General features: G+C 42.0%; 11 protein-coding genes. 7 read left to right on the plus strand and 4 right to left on the minus strand.

Going from position 1 to position 13422, the window contains the following annotated elements:
* Positions 1-282 precede the first annotated feature (282 nt).
* From AC1D0K_RS15685 to AC1D0K_RS15700, 4 genes are all read left to right on the plus strand, one after another.
* Positions 283-633: a sterol desaturase family protein gene (locus AC1D0K_RS15685; RefSeq protein WP_477397087.1), complete on the plus strand. Its 351-nt coding sequence runs from the start codon at positions 283-285 to the stop codon at positions 631-633.
* A gap of 165 nt (positions 634-798) precedes the next feature.
* Positions 799-3615, plus strand: a complete 2817-nt coding sequence (gene carB / locus AC1D0K_RS15690; RefSeq protein ID WP_295716507.1) for a carbamoyl-phosphate synthase large subunit — start codon at positions 799-801, stop codon at positions 3613-3615.
* 103 nt (positions 3616-3718) lie between these two features.
* Entirely contained in the window at positions 3719-4411 is a 693-nt protein-coding gene (locus AC1D0K_RS15695) for a hypothetical protein (RefSeq protein ID WP_477397090.1), read from the plus strand.
* A gap of 89 nt (positions 4412-4500) precedes the next feature.
* The gene (locus AC1D0K_RS15700) at positions 4501-4980 is read left to right on the plus strand and encodes a hypothetical protein (protein ID WP_477397091.1); all 480 of its coding nucleotides are present in this window, start codon (positions 4501-4503) and stop codon (positions 4978-4980) included.
* 18 nt (positions 4981-4998) lie between these two features.
* Here AC1D0K_RS15700 and AC1D0K_RS15705 read toward each other — a convergent pair whose 3' ends face one another.
* Positions 4999-5463, minus strand: a complete 465-nt coding sequence (locus AC1D0K_RS15705) for a DUF4920 domain-containing protein (protein WP_477397093.1) — start codon at positions 5461-5463, stop codon at positions 4999-5001.
* 260 nt (positions 5464-5723) lie between these two features.
* Here AC1D0K_RS15705 and AC1D0K_RS15710 point away from each other — a divergent pair, with 260 nt between their 5' ends.
* Complete coding sequence (locus tag AC1D0K_RS15710; protein ID WP_477397095.1) at positions 5724-7094, plus strand: NHL repeat-containing protein; 1371 nt, start codon at positions 5724-5726, stop codon at positions 7092-7094.
* Positions 7095-7215: 121 nt separating this feature from the next.
* On the opposite strand, the gene radA is transcribed toward AC1D0K_RS15710, so the two are convergent.
* Positions 7216-8694: a DNA repair protein RadA gene (gene radA / locus AC1D0K_RS15715; protein ID WP_477397097.1), complete on the minus strand. Its 1479-nt coding sequence runs from the start codon at positions 8692-8694 to the stop codon at positions 7216-7218.
* A 315-nt stretch (positions 8695-9009) separates the two neighbouring features.
* Between radA and AC1D0K_RS15720 the strand changes: the two genes are divergently transcribed.
* Complete coding sequence (locus tag AC1D0K_RS15720; protein ID WP_477397099.1) at positions 9010-9453, plus strand: DUF1569 domain-containing protein; 444 nt, start codon at positions 9010-9012, stop codon at positions 9451-9453.
* Positions 9454-9539: 86 nt separating this feature from the next.
* Here AC1D0K_RS15720 and AC1D0K_RS15725 read toward each other — a convergent pair whose 3' ends face one another.
* On the minus strand, positions 9540-10169 hold the full coding sequence (locus tag AC1D0K_RS15725; protein ID WP_295716534.1) for an acetyltransferase: 630 nt from the start codon (positions 10167-10169) through the stop codon (positions 9540-9542).
* Positions 10170-10699: 530 nt separating this feature from the next.
* Here AC1D0K_RS15725 and AC1D0K_RS15730 point away from each other — a divergent pair.
* On the plus strand, positions 10700-11560 hold the full coding sequence (locus tag AC1D0K_RS15730; RefSeq protein WP_295716535.1) for a glycosyltransferase family 2 protein: 861 nt from the start codon (positions 10700-10702) through the stop codon (positions 11558-11560).
* A gap of 285 nt (positions 11561-11845) precedes the next feature.
* Here the strand turns inward: AC1D0K_RS15730 and AC1D0K_RS15735 are convergent, their stop codons facing one another.
* Positions 11846-13396, minus strand: coding sequence for an Rne/Rng family ribonuclease (locus AC1D0K_RS15735; protein WP_295716537.1), 1551 nt, complete (start codon positions 13394-13396; stop codon positions 11846-11848).
* Between the last annotated feature and the right edge of the window lie 26 nt (positions 13397-13422).

Consider the following 13422-nt stretch of genomic DNA (forward strand, 5'->3'; position numbering starts at 1 on the left):
GATTTTATGGAAACAACAGGCTTATTGCAGGTATTGAATAATATAAATATGTATACGAGAGGAGATGAAAATCGTCCCCCCGGAGATAGTTGTAAACGGCTGTGATAGGCGGCTTGTTGATGTATCCATCTCTTATTAATAAAAGAAAATGTCATTTCGAGCGAACCAGAACGGGAATTGAGCGCCGTGGTGAGGAGAAATCTTCGACGCCTGCATAGTCGACGCCTGTCGCATAGGATTTCTCTTTCGCGCCCCGCTCATTCCTCCCCATGCTCCATCGAAATGACATTTTTTTTTAACAATCCCGGGTGGAAAGATGTGTACTCCCTACTGGGACTAAATCCCGAAGCCGGAGCTATATACACCTTATGCACCGCTTTGGGCGAGTTTTTTTATCATACCAATATAAAAACCCCTAAATGGATTGGCTACATTTTTCAAAGACCCGAAATGCATCGCATACACCACGAGTATGAAAAACATACCAGTAATTACGGCGATATTGTTTGGTGGGATATGTTATTTGGCACCTACGTAAATCCACAAAATTTTAATACATCATGCGGGTTTGATACCGAAAAGGAGCTTAAACTCATCCAAATGCTCAAATTTAAGGATGTACATAAAATATAAATATTAATTCAAAAAAAAGATTAATTGTGTTTAACAAAACCCTATCTTTGCACCCCGACACTGAGGTCGGGATTTCTCGCCTTCAGTGCATAGGAAAAATCGTTTACAGGCTTGCAAAAAGCCGGTAACTTTTGACTTAGAACTTTTGAATTAAAAAAAAGCCCTATGCCCAAAGATAATTCCATCAAATCCGTTCTGATCATTGGCTCTGGTCCCATCATTATTGGCCAGGCCTGCGAATTTGATTACGCTGGCTCACAAGCCGCCCTTTCCCTTAAAGAAGAAGGTATTACCGTATCCATCATCAACAGCAATCCGGCAACTATCATGACGGATAAGGTTATTGGGGATCATGTTTACCTGCTTCCACTCACCTGCGCAAGTATTGAACAGATACTTACCGAACAAAAAATTGATGCTGTACTGCCTACCATGGGCGGCCAAACCGCGCTCAACCTTTGTATTGAGGCTGCCGAACGTGGAATTTGGGAAAAATACGGTGTTAAAATTGTAGGTGTAGATATAGCCGCAATTGAAAAAACAGAAAACCGCGAGGCTTTCCGTCAATTAATGGTTGATATTGGTGTAGGTGTTGCAAAATCAAAAATTGCCAACTCTTTTTTAGAAGGAAAAGAAGGCGCACAGGAGATTGGCTTCCCGCTGGTTATTCGCCCAAGTTATACACTGGGTGGTAAAGGAGCAGGATTTGTTCATAAAAAAGAAGATTTTGACGCCGCTTTAAACAAAGGCCTACAGGCATCGCCAACCCACGAGGTTTTGGTTGAGCAGGCCGTTATAGGCTGGAAGGAATACGAATTAGAGCTGCTGCGCGATAGTAACGACAACGTGATCATCATCTGCTCTATCGAGAATTTTGATCCGATGGGAATCCATACCGGCGATTCAATCACCGTGGCCCCGGCCATGACCCTGAGCGACCGCTGCTACCAGGATATGCGTAACCAGGCTATCCGTATGATGCGGGCCATTGGCAACTTTGCCGGCGGCTGTAACGTACAGTTCTCGGTTAACCCTGCCGATGAATCTATCATCGCTATTGAAATTAACCCACGCGTTTCGCGTTCATCGGCACTGGCATCAAAAGCAACAGGTTACCCAATTGCTAAAATCGCTGCCAAGCTGGCCATAGGTTACAACCTTGATGAAATAGAAAACCAGATCACCAAAACAACTTCGGCCTATTTTGAGCCTACTTTGGATTATGTGATCGTTAAGATACCCCGCTGGAACTTTGATAAGTTTAAAGGCGCAAACAAAGAGCTTGGCCTGCAAATGAAATCAGTAGGCGAAGTGATGGGTATTGGACGCAGCTTTATCGAAGCGTTGCAAAAAGCTTGTCAGAGTTTGGAGATTGGTCGTGCCGGTTTAGGTGCCGACGGTCGCCAGAGCCGCAACCTGGATGAGATCATGTACAGCCTTGAGCATCCAAGCTGGGATAGGTTGTTCCATATTTATGATGCATTAAGCTTAGGTGTGCCTATTGAATCGGTACGTAAAGTTACCAAGATAGATCGCTGGTTCCTGAACCAAATCATGGATGTAGTTAATTTAGAGAACGAACTGCGCCGTTATTCACTGAATAACATTCCAGAGGAATTCTTCTTCACCCTTAAACAAAAAGGTTTCTCGGATACGCAGATTGCCTACATTTTAGGTAACGTAACCGAAGAGGATGTTTACCAGCGCCGCAAGGGATTGGGCATTAAGCGTGTTTACAAGATGGTTGATACCTGCGCCGCCGAGTTTCCTGCTAAAACCCCTTACTACTATTCAACTTACGAGGGCGAGAACGAATCCGTTTGCTCAGATAAAAAGAAGATTATTGTGTTAGGATCAGGCCCTAACCGTATAGGACAAGGTATTGAGTTTGATTATAGCTGCGTGCATGGTTTATTAGCCGCAAAAGAATCAGGCTTTGAGGCCATCATGATTAACTGTAACCCGGAAACAGTATCTACCGACTTTAACATGGCTGATAAGCTATACTTTGAGCCGGTTTACTGGGAGCATGTTCGCGAGATTATTGAACTGGAAAAACCTTACGGTGTAATAGTTCAGTTAGGTGGGCAAACTGCTTTGAAAATGGCAGAGAAAATGCAGGAGCATGGCATCAACATTATCGGAACATCATTTAATGATATGGATGTGGCCGAGGATCGTGGCCGCTTCTCAGATTTGCTGAAAGAGCTTGATATTCCATATCCTAAGTATGGTGTTGCCGAAAGCGCTGAAGAGGCTCTTGAGGTTGCTCACCATGTAGGTTACCCTGTGTTAGTTCGCCCGAGCTATGTTTTAGGCGGACAGGGTATGAGTATAGTTATTAATGACGAGGACCTGGAGAAAGCTGTTGTAAGCTTATTGCGTAACCTGCCGGGTAACCGTGTACTGATAGATCACTTCCTTGACCGTGCGGCGGAAGCCGAGTCGGACTCGATAAGCGATGGAGATGATGTACATATCATTGGCTTAATGGAACATATTGAACCTGCCGGGATCCATTCTGGCGATTCATTTGCGGTGTTGCCGCCCTTTGATCTTTCTGACAATGTGATCAGCCTCATGGAGGAATATACCGTTAAAATTGCCAAAGCATTAAATGTGCGTGGCTTGCTGAATATACAGTTTGCGGTTAAAAATGATAGTGTGTATGTAATTGAAGCTAACCCGCGCGCATCACGTACGGTGCCTTTTATCGCGAAAGCTTATGACGTGCCATACATCAACATTGCCGCCAAAGTAATGCTTGGAGTTAATAAACTTAAAGACTTTACCATAGAGCGTAAGCTATGGGGCTATGCTATAAAAGAGCCGGTATTCTCCTTTGATAAATTCCCTGAGGTAACTAAGGAATTAGGCCCCGAAATGAAATCAACAGGTGAATCCATCCGCTTTATACCTAACCTGCAGGATCCATACTTCAGGCACTTGTACAAAGAGAAATCAATGTACCTGAGCAGGTAGTAAAATATTGAATTACTAAACGTTGTAGTTTAAACGCTTATAATAGTTGCCTGTAACCCCACCCGGTTACAGGCAAATTATGGTTAAATTTAGTTGCTATAGTTTGAAAGTTAATTTGAGTAATAACCAGGCATTCAACCTAAATAATGTTGATCCTGAGGATTTGGATGACGTTCTTGTAAAAATTGAAAGATCATTTAATATCAGTTTAGAAGATACATCTTTTAAAGATGTTAAAACCTTCGGCAAACTTTGCGATATCGTAGTTGAAAAAGTAAAGCAAACCAACAACGAAAGCTGTACCACACAGCAGGCATTTTATAAGATCAGGAATGCCATTAACACCACCATTGCCGCCCCTAAAGAGCTTGTAAAACCCCAAACCAAGCTGGAGGATATCTTTCCCCGTGATAATCGTATTGTAGTTATAACCGAGATAGAAAAAGAAATGGGCTTTCAGCTTAACCTGCTGCAGCCTAAGCAAGGCATCATAACTGCATTTGCATTTATACTTATCGCATCATTAGCCGGGTTCTTTTTTCAGCCTATGATGGCTGCTTTAGGCCTTGTTGTTGCCGGATCAGGATTTGCACTTGCCGGGAGGTTTGGCAAAGAGCTAAAAGTAAAAACGCTTGGCGATCTGGCCGAAAAGGTGGCAAAAGAGCATCACCTGAAATGTAAACGTGAAGCCGCTACCGTGAACCGGGCCGAAATAGCGCAAAAAGTAAAAGAGCTTTTCACTCAAGACCTTTACCTGGAGCCGGCAGTATTAACCCGCGACGCGAAATTTAATTAGGCATATCCGTATTTTGTAATTTCAACATATTGTATTATTTTTCAAAGGCTCTGTTCAGGAGCCTTTGTCATTTGCCCTAAATCAACCTTATGAATACTGCCTGCAAAGCTGTAATAGCCCTTATCCTGTTTATTTTTATCACCGGTTACGCCAATGCACAGGCGAAAAATGCAATCGGACTTGGCCCTGCGTTTAGTACGTCAGCAGAAAATCCTACAGGTTTTGGCATCGTTTTCCAGGGCGAAATAAAACTCAATAAAAGTTTTAGTATAGTACCCTCGGTTGGTGTAGAGGTACCTTACGTTGTTTATGCAGGATTGGCCGGAAGATATTATGTGGAGCCCCGGTTTTATGTGCACCTGGGTGGTTTCATTCGTGCCGGCGGCGATACTTTCAGCGATAGCGGCCCCGGCGGAACCGCTGGCTTAGGGTATATGCTGCTCTCCACCAAAAGAAACGTTATTGATCTTAACTTCCATGGCGACATCTTGAGCTCTGAAAACAGATCAAGGGCAGTAGGTGGCATCCGTATAATCTATAGTTTTTCGTTTACACGCCTGGATAAATAAGTTATTGGCAAAAAGAGGCTACTTATCCACCATCAGCCCTGTCACCTCAAAAATTAATCTTCTCCTGGCATCTGTTTTTACCTTGTGTTGCTTTTTTCCGGTAACGGTGTCACCGGCCAGGTGTTGCAGATCATCAGCGATAAATAGCTTTTGAGCAACACCTTCAATAATTACCCTGCGCCCGGTTATATTTTGGGGAATGGTGATGTTATAATCTTTAAAATGAGCTGCAATTATTTTTCCGCTGCCCGCATCCATTTCAAACCAGCCGCCTTTTTGTTTGGTCACCCGCGTAACCTTGCCCTCAATGGTCGTGCTGATCCGTGTTTTCTTGCCCATAAATGCCTCCGTTTTGGCGGCAGTCATTAAGGTGGTGGTATCCGGTTTTTTTCCATAAACCATACCATGTGGCAGCGGTGTATGCAATTGGGCCAATGCCATTGTTGTGCAAAACACAGGAACTATTAACAGCGCTGATTTCATTTTATAGTTTATTGCTGAATAACATCATAAAATGTAAAATGTTGGCCACTCTTTTTATTGAATTTTGTTTGTTACGTTTTAGCGTAACCAAACGTATATGTTCACAGTAAACTCATTTATTTATGTTCAATTTGCATCTATCATTTGTTAAAATGTTAATGAATGTTAAAATATCTTAATAAAGTAATAAGCTTTAACAAGTTGGACTATTTTTACAGCTAACAACATACCCTTGCTTAATTAATTCATATAACAACCCAATGAACAAAACCCATACTAAATTAGTCCTGTTTGTGGCAATCCTTTTTGCTTTTGCCGTTACAGGATGCGTTAAAAGCAGCGATCCTGTGGCTGGCTCTATACCAGTAATTACTACTACCGATGTAGTTAAAGATGCCGCCGATACAAGTGCCCACAGCGGTGGATTGATCACCGAAACACTTACCGCTGGTATTACTTATTATGGTGTTTGCTGGAGCACTACAAATACAAGCCCTACCATTACCGATTCAAAAACCCAGGATACTGTTATCTCGCTAAGTTTTACAAGTAAAATGAAAGGGTTAAAAATCAATACTAAATATTATGTGCGTGCTTATGCAAGTAATGTTGTTGGTACCGGTTATGGTAAAGTAATTGAGTTTACTACCGGAGGTGATCTTACCTCAAAAGTTGGTACAGTAAGCACATTTGCAGGTAATGCTGCCCCGGCCTTTGTTGATGGTAGTGGTACCGCTGCATCTTTTTACAGCCCACAGGGTATTACGCTTAGCAGCGATGGTAGTTTTTATGTGGCCGATGCATTTAACAGCGCGATAAGGAAGGTTACCAGCGCCGGCGATGTAAGCACACTAACCGGTAACGGAACCATTGGCTACGTAGATGGCTCATTGGCTAATGCCCGTTTTTATGCGCCGCAAAGCCTGGTAACTGATGCTGCAGGTAACATTTATGTGGCCGATTTCAGTAATAATATTATCCGTAAAATTACACCTGCAGGCGTAGTAAGTACCCTGGCCGGAAGCGGTAGCGCAGGATATGATGACGGAACAGGTGCGGCGGCTTCATTTAATAATCCACGTGGCCTTGCTATTGATGCTGCCGGTAATATATACGTAGCCGATAGAGGTAACAACCTTATCCGTAAAATTACACCAGCTGGTGTGGTAACAACGTTTGCAGGTAACAGGTCATCTGCCTATGTTGACCAGGTTACGGGCACCAGCGCTTCATTTAATAAACCATCGGGGCTGGCAATTGATGCTGCCGGTAATATTTATGTGGCCGACGCGCAAAACTATGCTGTTCGTAAAATTACATCTGCTGGTATTGTTACTACTTATTTGGGCAATGCAAAACACCAGGTGCTTGGTTCACCATCAGCAATAGCAATTGATGCTAAGGGAAACCTGTTTATAACTGACCAAACCGGTCGTGTGTTTGAAGTTACTACTGATAAGGTTTTATTGCCATTAGCCGGCCGGAGTTCAACTGCAGGTTTTGCAGATGGTGCTGGAGCAAGTGCTTTGTTTAATTCACCACAAGGTGTGGCTGCTGATGCCAATGGCAACATTTATGTAGCTGATGCCGGCAATAACCGCATCCGTAAAATAGTATTACCTACTTTTTAAGCTAAAAGGTGAAAGCCAAAAGCTTAAAGCAAGACTTTAATAAAAAAGCTCAGGGAAACATTCTCTGAGCTTTTTTTTGATTAGCTTTTTGCTTTGAGCTTTCTGCTTTAAGCATTCCCTGCTATCCAAATAGCTGGCCAAAAACCTCCTCTATGCTGCTTACAATTTTTATGTCGATATCATAGCGGGATAGGTCCATTCGTTTTTTGTCCTGCCCTCCGGATGGGAGGTTGTATTTGGAGATAAATATTTGGTTGAATCCCAGCTTTTGCGCTTCGGCTATGCGCTGTTCTACACGGTTTACCGCCCTGATCTCGCCAGAGAGCCCTATCTCGCCGGCAAAGCAGGTTTTAAAGGGCACAGGCATATCCTCATGCGATGATATGATGGCTGCTGCCAAACCCAGGTCGATAGCGGGATCTTCAACCCTGATGCCCCCGGTAATATTCAGGAACACATCTTTGGCCGCCAGCCTGAAACCACAGCGTTTTTCAAGCACGGCCAATAACATACTCATCCGTTTGGTATCAAAGCCCGTAGCGGTGCGCTGAGGCGTGCCATAGGCCGATGTACTTACCAATGCCTGGGTTTCTATCAGCATAGGCCGCATGCCCTCTAAGGTTGCAGATATGGTGATGCCACTCAAAGGTTCATCCCGGTGTGATAACAGTATTTCGGAAGGGTTGGATACTTCCCTGAGGCCCTCGCCTAACATTTCATAAATACCAAGCTCGGACGAAGAGCCGAAACGGTTTTTTATAGTGCGCAGGATGCGGTATACATGGTGCCTGTCGCCCTCAAACTGCAGTACGGTATCAACCATGTGTTCCAGTATTTTGGGGCCGGCTATCATGCCATCTTTGGTAATGTGGCCTATCAGGAATACGGGGGTTGAAGTTTCTTTGGCAAAGCGAAGCATCTCTGCCGTACATTCGCGTACCTGTGACACACTCCCCGGAGTAGATTCGATATGCGATGAATGCAGGGTTTGGATAGAGTCGATCACCACCAGGTCGGGCTCCAGTGCCTCTATTTGCTTAAATATGTTTTGGGTGGATGTTTCACAAAGCACGTAGCAAGCCCCCCCGCCCCCTGAAGGGGGAGTTTCTGAGTTTATGATTAATGAGCTATTCTTTTTAGCTCCCCCTTCAGGGGGCGGGGGGGGCATCGCCAGCCTTTCTGCCCGCATCTTAATCTGCCTTTCGCTTTCCTCGCCCGATACATAAAGTACCTTGAGGTTGGGCATGTTGAGGGCCAGCTGCAACATCAGGGTTGATTTACCTATGCCCGGCTCGCCGCCTATTAATACCAGTGAGCCTGCAACTATACCACCACCCAATACCCGGTTAAACTCTTTATCGGGAGTAAGCATGCGGTGTTCTTCACTAAAGGTGATATCGGCAACCTGCACCGGCTTATTGGCTCTTTGCTGGGTGTTTGAAGTAACCTTCCATGTAGGTACAGCGTTGTTGGTGTTACCCTTATCTATAATCTCTTCTACGAAGGTGTTCCACTGCTGGCACGAGGGACATTTACCCAGCCACTTGGCCGATTCGAAGCCGCAGCTTTGGCAGAAATACGCAAATTTAGTTTTGGCCATTATTGTTATATGTGCAGATTACAAATTTCAGATGTGCAGATTTTTTTTCTAAAGCATTCATGAAACCACGCCATTTTAGATGTACAAATATGCAGATTAAATCATAGGTTTTACTAATTAAATTAGTAAAATATACCCGTTCGCTTTTTGGTGAGTATAAGTATTACCGGGGATTTACTCAAAGCAGGCACGCTGTTTGTAAAAATCAGAACAATGACAGGATCATAGCAGTGTTTTTTATCAGGCTTTATCACTTATTTTTGTTTGATAACCTCTTAAATTAGCCAACCTATCATTTCAAAAATAATGAAGCCTATGAAAACCATATTTGACCAAACAACCAGGGAGGAACTATTAACCCGAATTAAAAAACTTGACGAAACCAATACTGCGCAATGGGGCAAAATGAATATTTACCAAATGGTGAAACATTGCACCCTTTTTGACGAAATGGTATTGGGCAGGCAAAAGTATAAACAATCTTTCATCGGTTATTTATTTGGCAGGATGGCTTTGAAAGGTATGATTAAAGATGAGCTCCCGGTAAAGAAAAATATGCCTACTGTTGCCGGATTTAAAGTAACCGGCAACGGGGATGTTATAGCCGAAAAAAATAAATGGATCGGCCTGGTTGAGGAGTATTCGGATTTTTCAAACTATGATTTTGTTCATCCATTTTTCGGAAAAATGACTACTGAACAAATTGGCTATTTGGTTTATAAACATACCGACCACCATTTGCGGCAATTTAATGCTTAGCGATCAACAACAATTTACTATTAGCGCATACTGCCGATCCTAAACAATTGGCCGGTTTAAAATCCGGACTATAAAAAAGGCAAGTACTAAAAATGTGTAAGTACCTCGTTGACTACCCTGGCCGGGTTGCCATACGCCACAGAATTGCCAGCAATGTTGTGGGTAACCACTGAGCCGGCTCCTATGGTAACATTAGAGCCAATAATTAGCCGTGGTAAAATAGTTGCATTGGCGCCTATGCTGCAATTAGAGCCTATCTTTACATCTCCCAGTATGGTTGCCCGTGGTGAAATTTCGGTAAATTCGCCAATTTGAACACCATGATGAATTTGGGCTCCGGTGTTTATTAAGCAACCTTTTCCAATCACAACTCCCGAGCCAATGAAACAATTTTTCATCACATCGAAACATAAATTATTTACAAATTGACTAAATGTAGATGTGATGGATTTTAACGGGCAATACACCCCTCCCAGTTTAACAAACTTGTTGAAAAGAAACCGCCTTTTAGCAGGATCGCCAATGCCTAAAATGAAATTGAATTTACCATGTGAAATACCTCTAATATCATCTGCTGATTTCAGTACATCGTAATTCCGCAATCTGACGTTTGAAATATTGATGTCGTCATAGAAAAACATCTCATCAGTTACCGGATTTTCCAATAACACATCCAGCACTTCTAATGCGTGTCCGCCTGCTCCAATTACTATCATGTCAATTCGTTTTTTGTATTATTTGGTCTATTTCATTTAAATGCTTTAGGTTATTGCCTGCTTCATTAAAATTTTTAATTCTTAAAAAAAAAATCAACATTTAATATTGATATGAACCCGGCTTTGAGACATGTGTTTATTGCAATAAACGTACCAACGCTATTTTTTAGTGTTCATTAATGATTCATTTTTCAGCTAATTTAAAATGCTTTTCAGCTGTAAATCAGCTGTGAAACAGACATGTATTTTTTTGCCGGTTTGTGTCTAATTGTAAAGAGATTTTACACTTTTTGTAAAACATTTGGTTGCTATTTACAATTTTATAAAATTATTACAAATTTCTATAGCATTGACTTTCAATTAAATACATTTGGAAAATGAACTTTGGGCTGAGCAATACTTGCAGGGTTTTGCAGACACTAAATTAAAACGGTATCCAATAAAGGGCACAAGTTGCTTACAACCTGCATTATCTACTTTAACCTTTAGCTAATTTTATCGTTTGCAAAATAAACCGAAATGAGTGAGTTATGATGAAAAAGCGCGAATTAGTGGTAAGCATATGCTGTATTACTTTCAATCAAAAACAATTTATTTTCCAGGCGCTTGATGGCTTTATCATGCAGCGAACTAATTTTAAATTTGAAATTGTAATTGGAGACGATTGCTCAACCGATGGTACATCGGAGGTTGTTAAATTTTTTAAAGAAAGCTATCCTACAAAAGTTACAGTGATTGCAAATGAAAAAAACAAGGGTTGTTATTATAACCTGATGAACACACTTAAAGCTTGTAAAGGTAAATACATTGCGCTTTGTGAAGGTGATGACTATTGGACAGATGAGCATAAATTACAAAAACAGGTCGATTTTTTAGATCAGCATCCCGAATACATAGTTTGTTGCCATTACACCCGGGTAATTGACGCGTTTGGCAAAACGCTGCACGAACACCCAAATCCGGTACCGCGTGAATATACGTACCTCGATTTACTTGTGGGGAAGCAGGAAGAAACCAAAACAGCCACCGTGGTATATCGTAATGTACCGCAGGTAAACCAGTTTTTCCAGAAGCCCTGGTATTTCAACGTTTTTGCTGCCGATAAGCTATTAAAGATTTTTGCAACCTATACCACAGGTCTTAAAATATATGTCATGCCAGAGGTAATGAGTTGTTACCGCAACCACGTTGGCGGTATCTGGAGTATGATAAAAGATGATGCGCGGATGGAAATGATGATCAGTGATTTTAATTTGATCATTAAACAATTTGGCTATCCCGTAAGGGAGAAAAGAAAGCTATTGCTGCTTTACATAAAAAGATATTTATTATTTGAGCTTACACGGTATAAAATGCGGAAGGCTTACAACACCGTAAAATACCTGCTTTAAGTATTTGGATGCGTGTTCGGGCGGTAGCGCTGTTGATTACCCTTTTGTCATCCTGGAACGCAGTGAAGGGGCTGTTAATCGCCATGCCGCTTCACCCTGTAGAGCCCGCGAATAGATCCTTCACTATCGTTCAGGATGACAAATCTTTTGGAGCGTTATTTCTTTTTTAATAAATAAAATCGAGATTTTTAACCTACTACAACCGCACTTGGTTTGTTCTAAAACAAAAAATGTGCAGACGTTTTATCAACATCTGCACATCTTATACCTGTATATCTAAAAAACTTACAGCTTAATCTCTTCGTCTTTATTGGAGAAGAAGTGAAACTCGGTGATCTGGTAGGCGGGGTTACTTTTAACTTTAATCCACTGCCCGTATTTCAGGAACCACTTCATTTGGCGGGTATAAATACCCTGTTTAATAAAGGCTTCAATATATGGGTGCACGGATAGGGTAATGCCCTTTTCGTTTTGCTCATCCAATATATAATTGAAGTTATTTTCAATGTCGTCCATCAGCAAAATGGTTGGCCTAATGGTACCTGTACCATTACATGTAGGGCACACTTCGCTGGTTACAATGTTCATTTCGGGCCTTACACGCTGGCGTGTAATTTGCACCAATCCAAATTTACTCGGAGGTAAAATGGTATGCTTTGCCCTGTCCAAAGTCATTTCGGTACGCAGGTAATCAAACAGTTCTTTACGGTTTTGGGGCTTGTGCATATCAATAAAATCGATAACAACAATGCCACCCATATCGCGTAAACGTAACTGGCGGGCAATTTCTTTAGCCGCTTCTTTGTTTACCTGGTAAGCGTTCTCTTCCTGGTTTTCTTTACTGGCTGTACGGTTACCGCTGTTCACGTCAATAACGTGTAACGCTTCGGTATGTTCAATAACCAGGTAAGCGCCGCCGGCAAGGTTTACGGTTTTACCAAAGGCTCCTTTAATCTGTTTATCAACGCCAAAATGCTCAAATATAGGCTCCTTATGCTTATGCATACGAACTATACTTTCCATATCGGGCGATATTTCATGGATGTATGACCGAATTTCTTCGAACATACCGTTATCATTTACATAGATATGCTGAAAATCGGGGTTCAATATATCCCTTAGGATAGTTGATGTACGCCCAATTTCGCCCAAAACCTTTTTAGATGGTTCTGTTGACGGCAACCTTGTTATAAATGATTCCCACTTTGATATCAGATCAAGCAAGTCTTTTTGTAATTCCTCAACGCCTTTACCTTCAGATACCGTACGGATGATTACCCCAAAATGCTTTGGTTTAATACTTTCAACAACCTTGCGTAAGCGGTTACGCTCTGTATTACTTTTTATTTTTTTGGAGATAGAGATTGCTTCCGAAAACGGAACCAATACAACATATCGCCCTGCGATAGAAAGATCAGAACTTAAACGCGGTCCTTTGGTTGATATAGGTTCTTTGGCTATTTGTACCGGTATAAGCTGGCCCTTTGTCAATATATCAGAGATCTTACCTCCTTTATTGATATCGGCTTCCAGCTTAAAGCCATCCAAAAGCTTTGACTGATATCCCCCGCTACGTACTTGCTTGGTCAGCTTCAGCAGGCTCTGCACCTGCGGACCAAGATCAAGATAATGCAAAAAGGCATCCTTCTCGTAGCCTACATCCACAAAGGCAGCATTTAAACTGGGCATAATTTTCTTTATACGCCCAAGGTAAATGTCTCCAACAGTATAATTATTGCTGGTTTGTTCTTTGTGAAGTTCTACAAGTTGTTTGTCCTGTAATAATGCAATGGTAGCCCCATTGGGGGATGAATCGATAATTAATTCTTTTATCAACTGCTACTCCATTTCTTAAAACGGCA

Source organism: Mucilaginibacter sp. P1_A3, assembly GCF_056406855.1.

Excerpts from the sequence above, each read along its gene's own strand:
- radA (WP_477397097.1), bottom strand. The coding sequence starts at position 8,694 with ATGGCCAAAACTAAATTTGCGTATTTCTGCCAAAGCTGCGGCTTCGAA.
- AC1D0K_RS15730 (WP_295716535.1), top strand. The coding sequence starts at position 10,700 with ATGATGAAAAAGCGCGAATTAGTGGTAAGCATATGCTGTATTACTTTC.
- carB (WP_295716507.1), top strand. The coding sequence starts at position 799 with ATGCCCAAAGATAATTCCATCAAATCCGTTCTGATCATTGGCTCTGGT.
- AC1D0K_RS15720 (WP_477397099.1), top strand. The coding sequence starts at position 9,010 with ATGAAAACCATATTTGACCAAACAACCAGGGAGGAACTATTAACCCGA.
- AC1D0K_RS15705 (WP_477397093.1), bottom strand. The coding sequence starts at position 5,463 with ATGAAATCAGCGCTGTTAATAGTTCCTGTGTTTTGCACAACAATGGCA.
- AC1D0K_RS15685 (WP_477397087.1), top strand. The coding sequence starts at position 283 with ATGACATTTTTTTTTAACAATCCCGGGTGGAAAGATGTGTACTCCCTA.
- AC1D0K_RS15725 (WP_295716534.1), bottom strand. The coding sequence starts at position 10,169 with ATGATAGTAATTGGAGCAGGCGGACACGCATTAGAAGTGCTGGATGTG.
- AC1D0K_RS15710 (WP_477397095.1), top strand. The coding sequence starts at position 5,724 with ATGAACAAAACCCATACTAAATTAGTCCTGTTTGTGGCAATCCTTTTT.
- AC1D0K_RS15700 (WP_477397091.1), top strand. The coding sequence starts at position 4,501 with ATGAATACTGCCTGCAAAGCTGTAATAGCCCTTATCCTGTTTATTTTT.